The organism is Aeromonas sp. OTU364, from assembly GCF_038440395.1.
GTDB lineage: Bacteria > Pseudomonadota > Gammaproteobacteria > Enterobacterales > Aeromonadaceae > Aeromonas.
In genome coordinates this window covers 147,663-163,655 of sequence record NZ_JASATR010000001.1, presented here as the reverse complement: position 1 = coordinate 163,655, position 15,993 = coordinate 147,663, and the positions used below count along the sequence as shown (strand labels likewise).

General features: G+C 58.8%; 25 protein-coding genes, 2 other RNA genes and 1 pseudogene. 6 read left to right on the top strand and 22 right to left on the bottom strand.

Features of this window, described 5'->3' with window-relative positions:
- Nucleotide 1: 1 nt before the first annotated feature.
- The 20 genes from AAHB08_RS00820 to AAHB08_RS00725 all read right to left on the bottom strand — a co-directional run bounded on the left by AAHB08_RS00820 (nucleotide 2) and on the right by AAHB08_RS00725 (nucleotide 10,198).
- Nucleotides 2-298 (bottom strand): VpaChn25_0724 family phage protein, encoded by a 297-nt coding sequence (locus AAHB08_RS00820; protein WP_124813749.1) that lies wholly within the window; start codon nucleotides 296-298, stop codon nucleotides 2-4.
- A complete protein-coding gene (locus AAHB08_RS00815; RefSeq protein WP_124813751.1) occupies nucleotides 295-597 on the bottom strand; it encodes a DUF2730 family protein in 303 nt (100 codons plus the stop codon). Before AAHB08_RS00815 ends, AAHB08_RS00820 begins: the two co-directional genes overlap by 4 nt.
- Nucleotides 578-805, bottom strand: a complete 228-nt coding sequence (locus tag AAHB08_RS00810) for a TraR/DksA C4-type zinc finger protein (RefSeq protein WP_124813752.1) — start codon at nucleotides 803-805, stop codon at nucleotides 578-580. Before AAHB08_RS00810 ends, AAHB08_RS00815 begins: the two co-directional genes overlap by 20 nt.
- Nucleotides 806-819: 14 nt before the next feature.
- On the bottom strand, nucleotides 820-1,041 hold the full coding sequence (locus AAHB08_RS00805) for a hypothetical protein (RefSeq protein WP_342057815.1): 222 nt from the start codon (nucleotides 1,039-1,041) through the stop codon (nucleotides 820-822).
- A complete protein-coding gene (locus AAHB08_RS00800) occupies nucleotides 1,034-1,345 on the bottom strand; it encodes a hypothetical protein (protein ID WP_342057814.1) in 312 nt (103 codons plus the stop codon). The genes AAHB08_RS00805 and AAHB08_RS00800 overlap by 8 nt, the downstream gene beginning before the upstream one ends.
- Nucleotides 1,342-1,929 carry a glycoside hydrolase family 108 protein gene (locus AAHB08_RS00795; protein WP_342057813.1) on the bottom strand — a complete coding sequence of 196 codons (588 nt, stop codon included), beginning with the start codon at nucleotides 1,927-1,929 and terminating at the stop codon, nucleotides 1,342-1,344. Before AAHB08_RS00795 ends, AAHB08_RS00800 begins: the two co-directional genes overlap by 4 nt.
- Before the next feature lie 94 nt (nucleotides 1,930-2,023).
- The gene (locus AAHB08_RS00790) at nucleotides 2,024-2,923 is read right to left on the bottom strand and encodes an SDH family Clp fold serine proteinase (protein WP_323583742.1); all 900 of its coding nucleotides are present in this window, start codon (nucleotides 2,921-2,923) and stop codon (nucleotides 2,024-2,026) included.
- Between the two features lie 19 nt (nucleotides 2,924-2,942).
- Nucleotides 2,943-3,152: a hypothetical protein gene (locus AAHB08_RS00785; RefSeq protein WP_323583743.1), complete on the bottom strand. Its 210-nt coding sequence runs from the start codon at nucleotides 3,150-3,152 to the stop codon at nucleotides 2,943-2,945.
- A 199-nt stretch (nucleotides 3,153-3,351) separates the two neighbouring features.
- Nucleotides 3,352-3,777, bottom strand: a complete 426-nt coding sequence (locus AAHB08_RS00780; protein ID WP_323583744.1) for a Mor transcription activator family protein — start codon at nucleotides 3,775-3,777, stop codon at nucleotides 3,352-3,354.
- Nucleotides 3,770-4,363: a gp16 family protein gene (locus tag AAHB08_RS00775; RefSeq protein ID WP_323583745.1), complete on the bottom strand. Its 594-nt coding sequence runs from the start codon at nucleotides 4,361-4,363 to the stop codon at nucleotides 3,770-3,772. The genes AAHB08_RS00780 and AAHB08_RS00775 overlap by 8 nt, the downstream gene beginning before the upstream one ends.
- Nucleotides 4,347-4,526, bottom strand: a complete 180-nt coding sequence (locus AAHB08_RS00770) for a hypothetical protein (RefSeq protein ID WP_323583746.1) — start codon at nucleotides 4,524-4,526, stop codon at nucleotides 4,347-4,349. Before AAHB08_RS00770 ends, AAHB08_RS00775 begins: the two co-directional genes overlap by 17 nt.
- Complete coding sequence (locus AAHB08_RS00765; RefSeq protein WP_042074588.1) at nucleotides 4,513-4,743, bottom strand: hypothetical protein; 231 nt, start codon at nucleotides 4,741-4,743, stop codon at nucleotides 4,513-4,515. Before AAHB08_RS00765 ends, AAHB08_RS00770 begins: the two co-directional genes overlap by 14 nt.
- A gap of 40 nt (nucleotides 4,744-4,783) precedes the next feature.
- Nucleotides 4,784-4,848, bottom strand: an RNA gene (locus tag AAHB08_RS00760) — hammerhead ribozyme type II.
- Nucleotides 4,847-5,062, bottom strand: a complete 216-nt coding sequence (locus AAHB08_RS00755) for a hypothetical protein (RefSeq protein WP_323583747.1) — start codon at nucleotides 5,060-5,062, stop codon at nucleotides 4,847-4,849. Before AAHB08_RS00755 ends, AAHB08_RS00760 begins: the two co-directional genes overlap by 2 nt.
- A gap of 13 nt (nucleotides 5,063-5,075) precedes the next feature.
- A complete protein-coding gene (locus AAHB08_RS00750; RefSeq protein ID WP_323583748.1) occupies nucleotides 5,076-5,696 on the bottom strand; it encodes a DUF3164 family protein in 621 nt (206 codons plus the stop codon).
- 41 nt (nucleotides 5,697-5,737) lie between these two features.
- A complete protein-coding gene (locus AAHB08_RS00745) occupies nucleotides 5,738-5,968 on the bottom strand; it encodes a hypothetical protein (RefSeq protein ID WP_010673991.1) in 231 nt (76 codons plus the stop codon).
- A gap of 57 nt (nucleotides 5,969-6,025) precedes the next feature.
- On the bottom strand, nucleotides 6,026-6,586 hold the full coding sequence (locus tag AAHB08_RS00740) for a hypothetical protein (protein WP_043133132.1): 561 nt from the start codon (nucleotides 6,584-6,586) through the stop codon (nucleotides 6,026-6,028).
- On the bottom strand, nucleotides 6,570-7,175 hold the full coding sequence (locus AAHB08_RS00735) for a hypothetical protein (protein WP_043133130.1): 606 nt from the start codon (nucleotides 7,173-7,175) through the stop codon (nucleotides 6,570-6,572). Before AAHB08_RS00735 ends, AAHB08_RS00740 begins: the two co-directional genes overlap by 17 nt.
- A 44-nt stretch (nucleotides 7,176-7,219) precedes the next feature.
- Nucleotides 7,220-7,942 (bottom strand): AAA family ATPase, encoded by a 723-nt coding sequence (locus tag AAHB08_RS00730; RefSeq protein WP_010673988.1) that lies wholly within the window; start codon nucleotides 7,940-7,942, stop codon nucleotides 7,220-7,222.
- Between the two features lie 42 nt (nucleotides 7,943-7,984).
- Nucleotides 7,985-10,198, bottom strand: a complete 2,214-nt coding sequence (locus AAHB08_RS00725; protein WP_342057812.1) for a DNA-binding protein — start codon at nucleotides 10,196-10,198, stop codon at nucleotides 7,985-7,987.
- A gap of 443 nt (nucleotides 10,199-10,641) precedes the next feature.
- Here AAHB08_RS00725 and AAHB08_RS00720 point away from each other — a divergent pair, with 443 nt between their 5' ends.
- From AAHB08_RS00720 to AAHB08_RS00705, 4 genes and pseudogenes are all read left to right on the top strand, one after another.
- Nucleotides 10,642-11,325, top strand: a complete 684-nt coding sequence (locus tag AAHB08_RS00720) for a S24 family peptidase (protein ID WP_163156100.1) — start codon at nucleotides 10,642-10,644, stop codon at nucleotides 11,323-11,325.
- Nucleotides 11,326-11,589: 264 nt separating this feature from the next.
- Nucleotides 11,590-12,648, top strand: a pseudogene (gene yiaY, locus AAHB08_RS00715) (L-threonine dehydrogenase); the annotation flags it as partial.
- A 135-nt stretch (nucleotides 12,649-12,783) separates the two neighbouring features.
- A complete protein-coding gene (locus AAHB08_RS00710) occupies nucleotides 12,784-13,122 on the top strand; it encodes an outer membrane protein assembly factor BamE (protein WP_005325779.1) in 339 nt (112 codons plus the stop codon).
- Nucleotides 13,123-13,247: 125 nt separating this feature from the next.
- Nucleotides 13,248-13,883 (top strand): NAD(P)H-binding protein, encoded by a 636-nt coding sequence (locus AAHB08_RS00705; protein ID WP_342057811.1) that lies wholly within the window; start codon nucleotides 13,248-13,250, stop codon nucleotides 13,881-13,883.
- Between the two features lie 87 nt (nucleotides 13,884-13,970).
- On the opposite strand, the gene AAHB08_RS00700 is transcribed toward AAHB08_RS00705, so the two are convergent.
- Both AAHB08_RS00700 and AAHB08_RS00695 read right to left on the bottom strand, forming a co-directional pair.
- The gene (locus AAHB08_RS00700) at nucleotides 13,971-14,330 is read right to left on the bottom strand and encodes an RnfH family protein (protein WP_319912818.1); all 360 of its coding nucleotides are present in this window, start codon (nucleotides 14,328-14,330) and stop codon (nucleotides 13,971-13,973) included.
- Nucleotides 14,323-14,757, bottom strand: coding sequence for an SRPBCC family protein (locus AAHB08_RS00695; protein WP_342057810.1), 435 nt, complete (start codon nucleotides 14,755-14,757; stop codon nucleotides 14,323-14,325). The genes AAHB08_RS00700 and AAHB08_RS00695 overlap by 8 nt, the downstream gene beginning before the upstream one ends.
- A 240-nt stretch (nucleotides 14,758-14,997) precedes the next feature.
- On the opposite strand from AAHB08_RS00695, the gene smpB reads away from it, so the two are divergent.
- Together smpB and ssrA are read left to right on the top strand one after the other, a co-directional pair.
- The gene (gene smpB, locus AAHB08_RS00690) at nucleotides 14,998-15,486 is read left to right on the top strand and encodes an SsrA-binding protein SmpB (protein WP_041206169.1); all 489 of its coding nucleotides are present in this window, start codon (nucleotides 14,998-15,000) and stop codon (nucleotides 15,484-15,486) included.
- Between the two features lie 122 nt (nucleotides 15,487-15,608).
- Nucleotides 15,609-15,968: a transfer-messenger RNA gene (gene ssrA, locus AAHB08_RS00685) on the top strand.
- Nucleotides 15,969-15,993: the final 25 nt, after the last annotated feature.

Sequence of the window (15,993 nt, the reverse complement as noted above, 5' to 3'; positions counted from 1 at the left end):
GTCAATCCTCCGCCCTGGGCTTCTTGACGCCGGGCACGCTGGACCGCCCCTCGGCCACATCTTGACCCCGACCGGTGAGATGGGCCACCTGCACCTGGGCGAGGCGTTCGATGCGCACCAGCCCCTGCTCTTCCAGCCAGGCCAGCAGGGTCTTGACCTTGTCCCGGGACACCCGGCCGGTGCCCAACTGATCGAGGCAATCGTTGAGGATCGACTCGTTGGCCGCCCCACCGATATCGAGCAGCGAGCGCAGGATCACCAGGCGTTGCTGGGCGTCCAATATCCCTTGAATGCTCATGCCTTCTCCTTGAGTTCATTTTCCAGCAGCAGCTCGGCAAGGCGACGGTTTTGCCGCAGGTCCGGCTTCATCTCCCGCAGCTCGCCGCGAAGTTCGCTGATCTCCAGCTGCAGTTTGTGCAGCTCCCGCTCGCTCGGCAGATCGGTCAGCACCTGCTCCACCCGCTGCACCCGCTCTGTCAGACCGGTGAGGTCTTCGCGTTTGGCGTAGGTCTTGGAGAGCAGAATGATGACCACCAGGCCCACTAGGCTGGCCAACGCATAAAGCGGGCCCCAGTTCTTAACGATGAATTCCCACACGGACAGCCTCCTTGCGCTCGAATAGGGTCTGGCACTCGATGCAGCGCTCGGCACCAGGTTCTGCTGCAAGGCGCAAGGGCGGGATGGCGTCATCGCAATCGCAGCAGATGCCATCCCCATGGGGCCTTGCCCTTGTTTGATGGGACTGAATAAGGCGCCCGGTTCGCTCGGCATCGAGCTGCTGGGCGCGGTCTATGGGGTCGCTCAAGGGAGTCTCCTGGCCTACTTGATGACATGGGTCGCCTTGAGACGCCCCCAGATGGCCAGCAGGCCACCGATGGCACTGGCCAGATCCACGATGATGGTGGCCAGGCTGGCTTGGGTACCGGCATCGACCGGCACGCCGAACAGGCCGGCGATACCGGCCCCCACGGCGATGACGCCCCCGATGACGGCGCGGCTCCTGAGCGCAGGCTTTGCTTGGGGTAACAGGGAATCAGGCATGATGGGCTTCCTTCTGTTGAGATGGGGTAAGACGGGCACGGGCCCGCAGGCGATCCAGCTCCCCTACCGACCGCCAGCCCTGCTCGTACAGGGATTGGCGAGTGGCGTGATGGCTATAGAGCGGGATCGTCTCCAGGTCCGTGGGGGCGGGTTCGGTCAGATAGGCCTTCAGATGGGCGCGGCGCCCATCCTTGAAACAGGCGAGGTAACGGGGGTTCTTGAGTTCGGGGATGCCGAAATAGCCAGCGGCCTGGATCCCTTGCAACGCCTGACGACGCTTGTTGATAAGGCTAGGTTTGCTCATGCAGCCCCCTCCCTGAACCGGGTAGAGAGCAGGTAGCTCTGCAGGCGCAGCAGGCGGTTGCTCCAGCCATGGGCATTGGCCCACTGGCTCGGGTCTTTGCGCACTATGCCGAGCATGAAGCCGGCGCGGATCTCCAGCAGCGCAAGCAACAGGGCGCGGCCACCGTCTTGCCCCGTCTTGGCGGCCAGCACCCGCAGGGTCTGGGAGCCGAGTACCCCATCGGCCATGACGCCGAGCGCCTGCTGCAACTGGCGTACCGAGCGGCCAGGTCCGTGATGCACGGCGCCGTCGAACAGGGCGATGGCCATCAGCGGGCAGACGCTATCGACCCGGTCGCAACGGGCGGGCAGCCAGTAGTTCGCGCGGTAAAACAGCTTGGCGTGGGCAGGGGTCGCATCGCCGACGGCAATATCCGGCCGGCCATCGCGATCGAGATCGAGCATGCCGTCTTTATTGCCGTCGGCAGCATCAGCCATACCGAACTTGGTATGGCCGCCCCGGTCGGCCGGATGGTTGACTTCGCCCCCTTCCACATCGGGACGAAGCAACCAGGCGAGTGCAATAGGAAAGGTATCAGGCAACATAAAAGGCCCCTCGATTAACTGCGTTATCGCAGCGTACCGAGGGGCCTTATGGGCGGGGGTTTATGGTGGGTTAGTTATAAAATCAGAGGGTGACTCAAGCTACGTTCCAAAACATCCCACGCCCAGAGTGATTCTCTATGGACTTAACAACATTAGAGCTACCAATCGCATGCATATATGCATGGTGCACTGTCAAAACTAAATCCTGCAAAATTTGGTCATCTTCCAAACGCACAATTTTTAACCCCAACTCGAGGGCTTTATCCATATGGATATGCCTAGCGTGGGCAAAAGTATCCGTATGGTTGTTTAGCTCAGCAACAACCCTTGCGGCCGCAGCACTTGGGTTTTCCTCTGCAGCAAACATTCCAGACTCCAGCCAAGCCTGAACAATCTGGCCTGCCCACTGGATCGCCTTCTCGCATTGCCCGATAAAGGTTGGGTGGTACTTAGAAATAATGAATTGCCAATAGTTGGCGGCTCGAGGATCAGCCAGAATCTCAGCCTTGGCTTTTTCGAACTCCTCAAGCACACCATATGCAGGGATACCGCCAAACTGGGGGTCAAACGGACCAAGATTAGACTGCTTGCCCATGATTATTTCTTTGCAAGAGCAGGCAATCATTGTTCCTGCTGACATAGCTGATAGAGGGACAATTGCTCTTATGTTGGTGCCAAATTTTGCTCTTAAATAAGCAACTATTGACTCCGCAGCAGCAATGTCACCTCCAGGAGTGTGCAGAATGAGATCTAACCCAAGATCGGGGTTCATCTCGTGAATCACACTCATAAAACCATTCTTATCATCATCATTAACAGCACCCAAGGCGGCTGCTTCTGGTGATTTCTTCTGCATAAAACCAGAATAATAGGCAATTACGTTCCTACCAGTATGTTCATGCAACTGATTCAAATAGTTCCTACGAATCTGGTCAATTGGAGCGCGACGAGTTTCTTGATCAATTTCAGCTAAGACAGCATTCCAGTTTGGCATAGTCTTTTCGCCACAGCTTTTAGTAGGTATATAGGGAAGTTTGCTGGCCAGTGGCCAGTCGAGCCTGCTCTAAGTCTTGACCAGTTGAATATGAGTATCTCGCTTTAGCAGGCGCATGCAGAGTCACGATATCAAAGGTCACAACCTTCGCGTACTGCTCGGGGGTTACACCTTTTGGAAGTTCTTGGTGCTTGATGGCAAAAGTTTGATAGAGATCATGCGGCGTCATAACTCCTCTCCTTGCATCAACACTATATATGCCAAATAAAAGACAACAGGGCACTATATGTTGTGGTTTGTTAATTATTAGATACAACAAACCCCGCTAGGGCGGGGTTTTGGGGTGAGGTACATAAGCCAAAAGGTCCTCGTCCTCTGTTACCGACTATAGGCTAGTTCATCTTTTTTAAGCAAGACTTTTACCTTTTTCAGTATCCAAACAGGTCAGGCTGATTCCGGCGCCTCGTCAACACCCGCTGTTCAGCTACCACCGCATAGGTCTGGGGCACCGACAGACCGTGCTTGCGGGCCAGCTGGTCGATATTACGGCCGTTGAACTCATCCCAGATGGCCCGGTCACGCAAGGCTGCCTTAAGGTGCTCCCCGGTCGGTATGTAGTAGGCCCGCCCACCCATATAGTGAGCCTGCACCAGCGCCAGCTTACGGGCTTGGGCACGGGCCAACTCGGGCACCATACCACCTCGGCCCAGCTCGCAAGCCAGCACATCGACCAGCTCGGCCAGTGCTTTGGGCCATTTGGCAGTCAGCTCGGCCGCCGGGATCTGATCCAATCGGTCCACCAACTGCCCCAGCGACTCATGATCGTCGGCAAACAAGTCGAGGTTCTTATCCATGTGGCATCTCCGCTTGCATCTGCTCAAAGGCCCCGAGAACGGCCTGATAGCCTGCCACCCGCCCGGTCTTCTCATTAATGGGGATAGTTTTCTTGGCCGCCTGCAACGCCTTGACCATCTCCCGCTTATGCCAGTTCTTGAGGGGCTCCAGCACCGGATAAACCAGCGCCTCGCTAAGCCAGGCCACCTCGGCCACACCAACCCCGTTGTTGATCCGCACCGTCTGACGCTCCACATAGTGATTGAGCGCCGTTTCGCTGCCATCACGCAGCAGGCCATGGCGGTGCATGGTGATCCAGATAGCCCGGATCACGCCTATCTCGGCGGTCCGAACCGGGGTACCGCTGACCGGGCTTAAACGCTTCTGTTTACCCCCCTGTACAGGACGTTTAAGGGTCGGTTTAAACCCTGCTCCCTTCATGGCCAGCAGCACTTTGTCCAACTCCTGGAGCGTCAGTTCTGCCGCCGAGCGCTTGCCACTCTGCTGGGCTAGCAGCTCCCGATAGGTTTCGTCATCCAGCCCCAGGGAGCGGCGGCCCACCTGTACCAACCGGATCAAGCGGGTACGCTCATTGATTGCTGTCATGATTTCTCCCCACTTTTGTCACCCAGATCTGGCTGGCGGCCACGTCGCTCCCACTACGCCATTGCGGACAATGACGATCGAGCCACTGCTCGGCCCCTTGCTGGCTCAATGGGCCGAACTTCATCACATAGGCCAGCAGGCCCTGCCAATTAGACTCCGCCATGACTGACCTCTGCTGCTCTGGCTTGCTGCAGCTCTGCCACGAGTTGCCAGCGCATCTGGCTGGCCTCCCCTGCCAGGGCAAACAGCCCTTGGGCACGAGCTTCTCTATCAAACTGCTTGAGCTGTCTGCACACAGCCCGTTTATCAGGGGTCGCCTGTGCAATGGCGGCCGCGCTGAATATCTTGGTAAGCCGAATATCCATCTCTGTTTTGGTCATCGCCGTGCTCCTTATTCGAGGCGGTGAAGACCTGGGCCCAGGTCGGCTGCTCATCAGTATCCAGCCACCACGCTGGATAGACGGGGGCAAGCCCCCGTTTCGCTTAGTGGGATAGTGCTTTTCTCGCCTTGCTGACGATGGTGCGCAGCATGGCGCGGCGAGACTTGTGCACCGCCCCGGTGACTTCTTGCGAATCCATAAAATCCAGAGCGAGCTGCGCATCGCTCAGGGCAAGGCGCGGATTACTGCGCAGCTGGCACTCTAGGGAGCTCTTGGCATCGGCCACGCTGGTGTTCAATAGAGCCTTTACGTTTTCCATCTCGCATCTCTCCTTACAACTTGGCTAGATCCAGGCTCATCTGGACGTAACGGCCCTGACCGTCACGCTCGTAGAGCCGCAGGTATTGGCTGGTGCCGGTCACCTGGATGGCATCGGCGATCGCCTGCATGGCCTGCTCCCAGTCGGCGTCTTCGATGTTGAGCTGACGCAGGGAGAGCACCTGGTTGACGTCGATATGACCGGCCTTGGAAACCCGAAAGGCGTGGTCCACTAAGGCCCGCAACTTGGCGTCGGCACCGTCGCTCCAGCGCTCGATGCAGCTATCGATCAGCACCTTGGCCGCCTGGATCCGTTCATCAAATTTGCGGTGTTCCCCCACCGCTCGAATGAGCTTGTAGCGGCCGTCGAAGCTGAGCAGGGTGACGTTGCCCTTGGTGCCACCCCAGGCCACCCCGTACTGCTCAGCCGAGAGGTCCACAAAGTCGGCGATCTGCTGCATGGCGCCGATCTTGAAGGCGGCCAGGCGGGAGCGCTCTTCCTTGGCTGCCGCGATGATGCCCATCACCACCTCATCGCGCAGCTTGTCCGCTGGGGTGATTAAGGTTTCCGGTACCCAGTGCCCCTGGGCGTTCTGCCGCATCGGCGTCGTCTCTTTGGTCTGTGCTTCTTGCATAAGGCTCTCCTTGATTTATCCCGTTGTGGTTAGGTGGTCGCTTACTGACGCCAGTGCAGCAGGCAGCCACCGAAACGCACTATGGCGACATCCCGCACCACACCCGCGAGGCACTCCCGCCCCCACACAGCCCGCTTGGTCATCGCTTCAGGCAAGGGGCCAGTCACCGCCAGCAAGGGGGTGTGGCACACCCGGCTGGTACTCACTTTGCACCCCTTCGCCGTCAGCCAGATCCGCAACTGCTCGGCGGTCTTCTGCAGATTTCTGTTCATCCCGTTCTCCTTGTGATGTCAATCACTGGGCCCACTGCACACCCCGAGCCCGCTGGTTTACTGGCCGTGCTTCTCAACCTTGTCGAGCAGCCGGTTGTATTTGATGCCCAGGATCTTGAGCTCCTCGGCCAGCAGCTCAGCCAAGATGCGCAAGCTGCTGCTGGCGTTTTCGCCATCGCTTTTCGCTTGGCGGCGCAACCTGGAGAGGGTGGCCTCGGCGTCATAGCGGGCGCCCTTCTCCACGCCTCTGCCAACCTGTTCGACGGCCAGCCGCATCGGCCGACGCAGTTGCTGATCCTCACTGAGCTGGCTATGGGGGCAGCCGCTGTGACAGGCTTTCCAGAGCTTGATGTCCATCGGTCTGGTCCCGACCTCATCCGCTCTTCGGCGCTGAAACGCCAGGCACTGATGCACCGGGATCTCCCCCAAAATGGGACAGGTCACCTTGTGTCCCATCAGGTTGCCTTCCACCAGCTTCTGCACCCGGGCCAGATCTCCTGGGTACTTCTCGTTGCAGACCTGGCTTATCGTGGTGCGGGACAGACCGAGCTTCTCGGCCACCACGGACAACGAGCTGGCCCCGACCTCGGCTTGCAATACCTCAAGCCACGTGTCCATGTTTCTCCTCCTCAACTAGGAACGGATAGAGCCGCTGCTGATTCTGATCCCAGCAACCGTTTTGGCGGACAATGGGGGCAAAGCGACCTGTATCTCTCAGCAACTGGTACTTGGCGACCTCTCCACGATGTGGCATGGCTTTGGCCTGAACTTTTACGTAACCAGCCTTAGCCAACGCCTTTGCATAGACGCCTGCATGGTTACTGGTTGAATTCGAGGTCATCGCTAATTCCGTCAACGTGAACACCCGACTGATTTTCATGGTGTTCCACATCTTTTGTTGGCTGGTCTTGCGCCGGCTTTTCCGTTTCTTCCGAGAGATGCAAGTTCCTTGATTGGTGCCAAATTTGGGTGGTTCATTCACATCCGAAACTTGATACCGATTGCAGCCAAACACCTCTCTTTGGCGCAATGGCCCTTCTACAACGCAACTGAGATGACCGCTCGCTAACCAACGACGCATCAGCGCATATAAATTTGCTTGCTTAACGTCTGTCGCTGCGAGTAACTCACTCATATCGAACGAGTCCTGTTTACACATCCACAACCAAGCCTCTTCCGTCTTGGACTTATCGTTGATATCAACCACTGGTATCCCTCCCGTGCTTTGTTGTTATTTGCTAGTCCTCGCGGCTACCGGCTGCGGCGCACGTCATGCAGCAGTTCGCTGGCGTCCACGTCCTCCAGCCGGATAATCCGGGCATCAGAGGCCATGGCCATCTTCTCTATCTTGTCCAGGGCCGAGACGATGGTGCGCACCACCCCGTTGGAGCGTTTGCGAATGAGGTCCAGCAGGGCGTCGTCAATCTCCACGTCCACCTCCAGCATTTCGTTGGCGATGAGGGAGACGTCTTCCAGGTCGGCGGGTTTGAATTCGATCCACTGAGAGATGCGGTTAAACAGCTGCTTGCGCTGGCTGATGCGACGGGCAATCTCCTCCATCCCCACCAGGATCAGCGGCTGTTCGGTGGCGTCATAGATATCGCGCAGGGTCTCCATGATGCGGGCATTCCCGACCACGTAATCCGCCTCGTCCACGAAGATGGCCAGCTCCTCGGCCCGCACCGCTTCGACGATGCTATCGACCTGGGCCCGCAGGTTGTGGCGCTGGGGAATGCCGATCTCCTTGGCGATCTGCTCCAGCAAGCTGGTCACGGTGTCGGCCTTGTAGCAGCGCACATAGATGCCGTTCACCTCGTCCTGGTTGAACAGCCACTCCACGGCGGTGGTCTTGCCAAAGCCGGAAGGACCGTGGATCAACCCGATGCCCGGCACGATGCTGGAACGGTTGAGCAGGTTGTCGAGCAACTGCTCGGTCTTGATCATGTTTTTGACTTCGACGATCTTGTGTTTCATAGTCTTCTTGTCCTTATGTTCATGGTTCTACAGGGCCGCTCGTTAACCTTTTGCGTGGGTGCTACGAGTGGCCCTGATACTTTCCAGATGGCGGATAATCCGTTTCGCCATCAGCTTGTGGCTGTAGAGGTACTTGGTCAGCCACTCCTTCTCCCGCTCGCCGAGCGGGGTATCCAACTCCTTCTCGGCCAGATACATGGCCTGTTCGTACTCGGTCTTGAGCGCCCTGGATTCCTGCCCGGCAGTCGCCTGGGCACGGGCTGCTTTCTCTTCGCGGCGGGCTTCTATCGCAGCCAGCTCTGCCGCGCTGAATTGGGCCGGTTCACTGGGTGCGGCAATGCCTGAGAGCGCCGCCAATGCCGGGTTATCGAGCCCTATATCACTGCGTTGGAACTGGGCAACATCACGCGCCTGGTCAACGAAGTGGCGCACCACATCCTGATGCAGTTCGTTGATGCCGAAGGTCTTGGCGAGGCTGCGCATCTCACGGCGAAAACTCGCCAGCGCCTTGGCATCGGCACGCTTGGCGGCGCGGAAGGCATCCGGGCTCACCCCGTTCCCCAGCAGGTCGAGGTTCACGGCCTCGATCCGCTCGTTCCAGTCGCCAGTGCGATACAAGATGGCCCGGCCCACATCGCTCGGGTCGAGGAACACGCTGACCCGCTGGCTCTTCCAACTGTTCTCCAGTAACTCCGGGGCGCTGTACTTGAGGCCGCCGGCCTTGATGAAGCCCTTGGAGACAGTGGCCTCACCGATATGGTTGAGCAGCAGATCCAGCGCCGACTCATCGACGATGGCGCGGCGCTGATAGCGGGCGCTTTGGTACTTCTCGTTGGGGGTCATCCCGAGCGAACTGTGTTTGCGGTTGTGATAACGGGCATCGAGCCAGTCATCGAGCAGGGTCTGTAACTGGCCGGCTGTCATGGCAAGTTCGTAGATCTCTTTTTCCGCATCCGGCTTGCGCTTCTCCTCCAGCCGCTGGGCAAAGCTCTTGCGAGCCTCGATCACTTGGCGATCGGCCACACAGTGCCCGATATAGGCGGGCAGCAACTCGATCAGACCGTGGGAAAGAGTGCGGAAGAAGCGCTCGATATGCGGCTTCTCCCATCCCGAATAGGCGTTGGATCGGCTGACGTTCATGCCGAGCAGGGTGCAGATGGACATGACCCGCTGGCTCACGTAATCGGAACCGTTGTCGGTACGCATCACCCCGTTGTCGTTGAGAGTGCCCCAGGTCAGCAGGGTCTTGCGCAGCAGCAGGCAGATCCCCTCGCTCGATGAGGTCTTGGCCACCAGCAACCGCACCCGACGGGTGAACACATCGATCACCGCGATAATGCTGTGGCGGCCTTCCACCAACATGGCATCGACAGGGGTACTGTCGAACTCCCAGACGTCGTTGGGCTGGCCCATCCAGGGGTACATCTCCTCGATGGCGGTGCGGTACTTGTTGTTGTAGGCATCGGGGTTGGTGGCATAAGTGAAGGCCACCTTGTTGTCGCTCAGCCACTTGACCAGCCAACGGCGCAAGGAGGACTGGCTGGGGATCTGCCAGCCAAGCTGGTTCATCTCGCTGTACTGGGTCGCCAACTCATGCAGCGCCCCCCACTTGTTGGCCAAGTGCGGTTTGGCGGTGATTAATGCCGTGAGGAACCGGGCCAGATCCGGGCTTTGCTCGACGCTGGATGGCCGCTCCCGCTGGTAGTTGCCTGCCAGTGCCGCCGGGCCGGCATCGGCCAGGGTGCCTTGCCAGCGCCGCAAGGTGATCAGGCTGAACGGCTTTTGTTGCTCATAGACGCTCACAGGTAGTGACAGGCTGCGGGTGCGGTATGCCTCGATAAAAGCGCGGCGCCCCACCTCCCCTTGCTGGCATGCTTGATAAGGAGCCAGGAAGAGATCGGCGGCCTGCAGGATCAACAGCCGGGCATCTACCTTCTTGCGGGCGGCAGCGCCCAGGGTCAGCAATTTGCGGCCCGCATCCGGCTTCACTGGCACTTCACGAGCAAGCAGCTTGGCCATCGCCTTGCCGCCGGCCGCATGATCAGTCACCGCTTGTCCCTGCAGGGCAACAGCCTGCTCTGCCAGGTAGCGCCGGGTTTCTGCGGGTAATGAGCTGATGTGGTACTCGCTGCCTTTGCCATCCGAACATTTGCGCGAATTGAACTGCTCAGATCTTGCGCGGTATCGAACTCCCTGTACCGTAGTAGGCATGCCCGGCAAACTGACAAGTTCCATAGATGTGAACCACTCTTTCATTTGCCATCTCCATACAGAGCTACGCCAAGGGTTTCACTCAATCCCGCCATGATCCTCGATGAGACAGTGCCATCGGCTGGCTGCCGGTGCTTGCAAGGGGCATAAGTGTGAATACACTCCTGTACGGTGCGGGGGCTGAAACCACGTTCAATGGCCCAGTTCCTTACGGAGTAACCACGCTTCCTAAGCTCTCCGTAGATGTGGTTGGCTGTACTTATGCTCATGGGGTCACCGTGATACAATTTGAGAAATCTTTCGCGCATTGCGCGAACAATTGAGAGTATTGATCAACTCAAAAACTCTTGCAATGGAAAGATTCACTCTTTTCTTTTCCCACATTCACTCATTTGAGGTGATTTTATTTTTGTCTCATTTATCAATGAGTTAAACAATGGAAAGTGCTCATACCAAAAGAAAGCACGCTTTCCTTCTTGAGGGATTTTATGGAAAGTGAATTCAAGAACAGACTTGAATCGATTATCGGGACGGAAAGCGCGCGCTCATTTGCGTTAAGGGCAGGGATGGCTGATACCACTTTGCGCCAGTATCTGAATGGTCGTTCTGAGCCAAACATGAGTCAGCTCATCAAGATCGCAGACACCGCAGGGGTGAGAATTGATTGGCTCGCAACTGGCCGTGGCCCAAAGGAAGATGTACAAGATGAGAGCCTTAACCCTGATGGGTTGGATAAGGCTCTGTTCGAAGAGGAATATGCGCTAATCGACGGCTACCACATCGCAGTCAGTGCGGGGCACGGAGCGTTCAATGACCAGCATGAGGTTAAACGCAAGCTGGCCTTTCGACGCAAGTGGCTCAAGTTCCGCCAGTTGAACCCGGACAACCTGGCAGTCGTCTTCGCCAAGGGTGACAGCATGGAGCCAACGATTCATTCCGGCGATTCCATCCTGGTAGACCTAAGCCGCAACCAGATCCAGGATGGTGGCCTGTTCGTGCTGCGCCTGGGGGATGAGCTCTATGCCAAGCGGCTGCAGAAGCGGGTCGATGGTGGGGTAAACATCATCAGCGATAACAAGGCCGGGTATGAGACGCTTTCCGTGCTCCCCAATGAGCTGGAGTCATTGAGCATCATCGGCAAGGTAGTCTGGCTGGGGCACGATTTTTTTTAACCAGGAACATCCTAACCCCATTTTCTAACAGCCATTGTGATGGCTGTTTAACCCGCCATTAAACATCTAGGATTCCGTTCTGAAGAGGCCAATCTGATCTTTCATTCTTGGCGCATTCATTCCTGATTGGGTGCGCTGACTTTCATTTTGGCGCCGCCCGCACCTGGCACCTCCCGATCCCCCTCTGAGCCTTGTCAGCCTTGAGTTTGTCCCACGAGATCCCACTTACTTTCGGCTGCTCCCGGTTTTTTCATTCTCAGTGGTCGGTTACAGCTGATCGTCACCGACAAGATCCTGAGCCAGATAGGGGTGGTCGCCAGGCTCACCAGCCTGCTGGCAGAACATGGCATTGAGAGCGCTGTTTTCGACGACACCAGGCCGAACCCCACCATGAGCAACGTGGAATCGGGTCTGGCCATGATCAAGGCCCATGGCTGCGACTGCGTCATCTCGCTGGGTGGCGGCTCCCCCCATGACTGCGCCAAGGGCATCGCCCTGGTGGCCACCAACGGGGGCAGCATCCAGGATTACGAAGGGGTGGACTGCTCCACCAGGCCACAGCTGCCGCTCATCGCCATCAACACCACGGCCGGTACCGCCTCCGAGATGACCCGCTTCTGCATCATCACCGACGAGACCCGTCAGGTGAAGATGGCCATCATCGACAAGCACGTCACCCCACTGATGTCGGTCAACGATCCCGAGCTGATGCTGGCCAAACCCGCCGGTCTCACCGCCGCCACCGGCATGGATGCCCTGACCCACGCCATCGAGGCCTATGTCTCCACCGCCGCCACCCCGGTCACCGATGCCAGCGCCGTGATGGCCATCGAGCTGATTGCCAGACACCTGCGCACTGCCGTCAACCAGGGGGACGACCTGCAGGCCCGCGAGCAGATGGCCTACGCCCAGTTCCTGGCCGGCATGGCGTTCAACAACGCCAGCCTCGGCTATGTACACGCCATGGCCCACCAGCTCGGCGGTTTCTATGATCTGCCCCACGGGGTCTGCAACGCCGTGCTGCTGCCCCATGTGCAGGCCTACAACGCCCGGGTGAGCGCCGCTCGCCTCAAGGAGGTGGCCCGCCACATGGGGGTGGACGTGAGCGCCATGAGCGACGCGCAGGGGGCCGAGGCGGCGATTACTGCCATCAAGCAGCTGGCGCTGGATGTGAAGATCCCGGCCGGGCTGGAGCAGCTCGGGGTCAGGGCCGATGACTTCGACGTGCTGGCCAGCAACGCCCTGAAAGATGCCTGCGGCTTCACCAACCCCAGGCAGGCAAGCCACGAGGAGATAGTCGCCATCTTCCGCACCGCCATGTGAGACGCGCCGTTGTGTGTCAGGGCCGTCACGCGGCCCTTTTTATTGGCAGGAGGATCAATGGCTTTTTACTTCCGCACGGGGAGTGGGTATGATTTGCCGAGCTAAAAAAGACTGTATGGATGATCTGAACCCGATATGCGGATGAAACACCTGATTGCCGCGGCCCTGACCGCCCTCACCCTGTCCGGTTGCAGCCTGGTCTATCGCATCGATATTCCTCAGGGCAACTATGTGGAACAAAAGCAGGTCGACAAGCTGCGCCAGGGCATGACCCGCGAGCAGGTCGAGTTCGTGCTGGGTTCTCCCATGCTGCGCGACGGCTTTGACCCCAACACCTGGTACTATCTCTATGAGTTCCAGCCAGGTCGTGGTGACAAGGAGCGCAAGGAGCTGACCCTGAACTTCGTGGGCGACAGACTCGCCACCGCCACGGGTGACTTCCCCCTCCCCGCCGCCTTCACCACCCCGCTCTGACAGCATCATAAAACCGGCCAAGGCCGGTTTTCTCTTGTCTGGCCTCCGATCGGGTTTCGCAGGGGCGCTCCCTGAACCATGATCAAGGACGTCAACGCCCCTCATCATCCCCTAAAGGAGATCACATGAGCCAGATCCTGATCGCCGGGGCAACCGGCCTGGTCGGCCAGGCCCTCATCCGCCAGCTCGGCCCCGAGCACCAGCTGACCCTGCTCTGCCGCCAGCCGGGCGAGGCCGCCCCCAACCGGCACTGGCTGCCGGTGAACTTCGAACACCTCGACGAGGTGGCGCTGCCCGGCCCCGTCGAGATGGCCTTCTGCTGCCTCGGCACCACCCGCAAGGACGCCGGCTCTGATGAGGCCTTTCGCCGGGTCGATCTCGACTATGTGCTGGCCTTTGCCGCCCTCGCCCGCCGCCACGGCTGCCGGCGCCTGCTGGTCGTCTCCAGCCTGGGGGCCAATCCGCGCTCTCCCGCCCTCTATCCCCGCACCAAGGGCGAGATGGAGCAGGCCTTGCTGGCGCAGGCGTGGCAGCGACTCGTCATACTGCGCCCCGCCATGCTGCTCGGCCATCGCCAGCCTTCGCGCCGCTCCGAGCAGCTAGTTCAGGCCATCTATCCCTGCATAAAGCCCCTGCTGCAGGGGCCCCTCAGGCGCTGGCGTGCCATAGAGGCGAGCCAGGTGGCCCATGCCATGACGGTGCTCGCCAACCAGGCTCAGGGGGTAGAGATAGTGCAGAACGAGCGACTGCTCACCCTGTAAGGCCCAGGCCAGTGCAGCCCCTGTGGTAAAACATCCAATAGAAAAGAGGCGCCATGGCGCCTCTTTTCATTGCTCGTCTTCCCCGCATCAGGTCGATTCGCCGTCGTCCCGCTTGCGGTGCACGTCGGGGCGCCCGCCGGTGACCACATCGGCCCGACCCTCTTCCTTGGCCTTCTCGGCCCGCTTCTTGCGCATCTCCTTGGGATCGGCGATGAGGGGGCGGTAGATCTCGATGCGATCCCCGTCCTGCACCGGCTCGCTCCCCTTGACCGGACGGCTGTAGATGCCGAACTTGTTGACCGAGAGATCGATATCCGGGTGCTTCTGCACTATGCCGGACTGTTCGATGGCAGCCAGCACGCTGGTGCCCGGGGCAACCCGGATGCACAGCACGGTTTGTCGCTCGGGCAGCGCATAGGCGACTTCGATATTGAGCAGATCAGACACCGTAGACCACCTTGGCGCGGTTGGAGAAGGCGAGCACCATGGAACTCACCAGGTCACGGAAGATCTGGCCAAAGGCCAGCTCGATCAGCTTGGAGGTAAATTCAAAGTCGAGATCGAATTCCACCTTGCAGGCATCCACATCCAGCGGCGTGAAGGTCCACCAGCCCGCCAGCTTGCTGAAGGGGCCTTCCACCAGTTCCATCTTGATGGCGCGGTTGGCATCGAGCAGGTTGCGGGTGGTAAAAGTCTTGGCGATGCCCGCCTTGGCCACATCCACCGAGGCCGTCATGTAGTCCTCACCCGTCTCGTGAACGCGGCTGCCGACACAACCGGGCAGAAACTCGGGATAAGCGTGAACATCATTGACCAGACGGAACATCTGTTCCGCGCTGAACATCACCAGGGCACTGCGAGTAATACGGGGCATGGGCTTTCCTCATCCAATCAGGCCGATTTTATCACCTTGCCAGCCAAAATCACCGCCGAAACTGCTCACCTGGCCGCCACGCGCCCAATTGCCGCCCCTGATGACCAGCTTTACACCACCTTGCCAGCCAAAAACATCACCGAACTGCTCACAAAGCCGCCACTCGAGTGGTTGCGCGTTTTACAGCCGCCGCCACCCACGTATAATGCGCCTTCCTAAACATTGCCGAAGGCCCCCGTCATGAGCAAAAAGAACAGTAAAAACAAAGCCGGGTCCAGCACCATTGCACTCAACAGAACCGCCCGCCACGAGTACTTCATCGAAGAGCGCGTGGAAGCCGGTCTGTCCCTGCAAGGGTGGGAAGTCAAATCCCTGCGGGCGGGCAAGGCCAACATCAGCGAAGCCTATGTCATCTTCCTGCAGGGCGAAGCCTTCCTGTTCGGCTCCAGCTTCCTGCCGCTGAACGCCGCCTCCAGCCACGTGGTGTGTGACCCGACCCGCACCCGCAAGCTGCTGCTGAGCCGCCGTGAGCTCGACAAGCTCGAGAGCCTGGTTGCCCGCCAGGGCTACACCATAGTGCCGCTGGCGCTCTACTGGAAAGAGTGCTGGGTCAAGGTCGAGATCGGCCTGGTGAAGGGCAAGAAAGAGCACGACAAGCGGGAAGACACCAAGGCCCGGGAATGGGACCGGGAGAAGGCCCGCATCATGAAGAACAAGAACCGCGGTTGATTGTGCGCCGCCAGCCCCCGTGCGGCGACCAATAAACCAGCAATCGACCGGCCCGTGCCGGTCGATTGCCATCAACGCCTTGCCATGGCAGGATTTTTGCGTACAATCGCTTTTGACAACTTGGGGCTGATTCTGGATTCGACAAGATTCACGAAACCCAAGGTGCATGCCGAGGTGCGGTAGGCCTCGTTAACAAACCGCAAAAAAATAGTCGCAAACGACGAAAACTACGCACTCGCAGCTTAATAACCTGCGCTGAGCCCTTCTCCCCTAGCTTGCCTGTGTCCTAGGGAATTGGAAGGTCATCCTTCACAGGATCGTGTGGAAGTCCTGCTCGGGGCGGAAGCATTAAAACCAATCGAGCTAGTCAATGCGTGGCGTGTCTCTCCGCAGCGTGTTGGCGAATGTAAAGAGTGACTAAGCATGTAGTACCGAGGATGTAGTAATTTTGGACGGGGGTTCAAATCCCCCCAGCTCCACCAAATACCGGTCCAACAGTGACCAACG

Bases quoted from the DNA above. Each gene is read 5' to 3' on its own strand.
- AAHB08_RS00820 (WP_124813749.1), bottom strand. From the start codon at position 298: ATGAGCATTCAAGGGATATTGGACGCCCAGCAACGCCTGGTGATCCTG.
- AAHB08_RS00805 (WP_342057815.1), bottom strand. From the start codon at position 1,041: ATGCCTGATTCCCTGTTACCCCAAGCAAAGCCTGCGCTCAGGAGCCGC.
- AAHB08_RS00800 (WP_342057814.1), bottom strand. From the start codon at position 1,345: ATGAGCAAACCTAGCCTTATCAACAAGCGTCGTCAGGCGTTGCAAGGG.
- AAHB08_RS00795 (WP_342057813.1), bottom strand. From the start codon at position 1,929: ATGTTGCCTGATACCTTTCCTATTGCACTCGCCTGGTTGCTTCGTCCC.
- AAHB08_RS00790 (WP_323583742.1), bottom strand. From the start codon at position 2,923: ATGCCAAACTGGAATGCTGTCTTAGCTGAAATTGATCAAGAAACTCGT.
- AAHB08_RS00785 (WP_323583743.1), bottom strand. From the start codon at position 3,152: ATGACGCCGCATGATCTCTATCAAACTTTTGCCATCAAGCACCAAGAA.
- AAHB08_RS00780 (WP_323583744.1), bottom strand. From the start codon at position 3,777: ATGGATAAGAACCTCGACTTGTTTGCCGACGATCATGAGTCGCTGGGG.
- AAHB08_RS00775 (WP_323583745.1), bottom strand. From the start codon at position 4,363: ATGACAGCAATCAATGAGCGTACCCGCTTGATCCGGTTGGTACAGGTG.
- AAHB08_RS00770 (WP_323583746.1), bottom strand. From the start codon at position 4,526: ATGGCGGAGTCTAATTGGCAGGGCCTGCTGGCCTATGTGATGAAGTTC.
- AAHB08_RS00765 (WP_042074588.1), bottom strand. From the start codon at position 4,743: ATGACCAAAACAGAGATGGATATTCGGCTTACCAAGATATTCAGCGCG.
- AAHB08_RS00755 (WP_323583747.1), bottom strand. From the start codon at position 5,062: ATGGAAAACGTAAAGGCTCTATTGAACACCAGCGTGGCCGATGCCAAG.
- AAHB08_RS00750 (WP_323583748.1), bottom strand. From the start codon at position 5,696: ATGCAAGAAGCACAGACCAAAGAGACGACGCCGATGCGGCAGAACGCC.
- AAHB08_RS00745 (WP_010673991.1), bottom strand. From the start codon at position 5,968: ATGAACAGAAATCTGCAGAAGACCGCCGAGCAGTTGCGGATCTGGCTG.
- AAHB08_RS00740 (WP_043133132.1), bottom strand. From the start codon at position 6,586: ATGGACACGTGGCTTGAGGTATTGCAAGCCGAGGTCGGGGCCAGCTCG.
- AAHB08_RS00730 (WP_010673988.1), bottom strand. From the start codon at position 7,942: ATGAAACACAAGATCGTCGAAGTCAAAAACATGATCAAGACCGAGCAG.
- AAHB08_RS00725 (WP_342057812.1), bottom strand. From the start codon at position 10,198: ATGAAAGAGTGGTTCACATCTATGGAACTTGTCAGTTTGCCGGGCATG.
- AAHB08_RS00720 (WP_163156100.1), top strand. From the start codon at position 10,642: ATGGAAAGTGAATTCAAGAACAGACTTGAATCGATTATCGGGACGGAA.
- AAHB08_RS00710 (WP_005325779.1), top strand. From the start codon at position 12,784: ATGCGGATGAAACACCTGATTGCCGCGGCCCTGACCGCCCTCACCCTG.
- AAHB08_RS00705 (WP_342057811.1), top strand. From the start codon at position 13,248: ATGAGCCAGATCCTGATCGCCGGGGCAACCGGCCTGGTCGGCCAGGCC.
- AAHB08_RS00695 (WP_342057810.1), bottom strand. From the start codon at position 14,757: ATGCCCCGTATTACTCGCAGTGCCCTGGTGATGTTCAGCGCGGAACAG.
- smpB (WP_041206169.1), top strand. From the start codon at position 14,998: ATGAGCAAAAAGAACAGTAAAAACAAAGCCGGGTCCAGCACCATTGCA.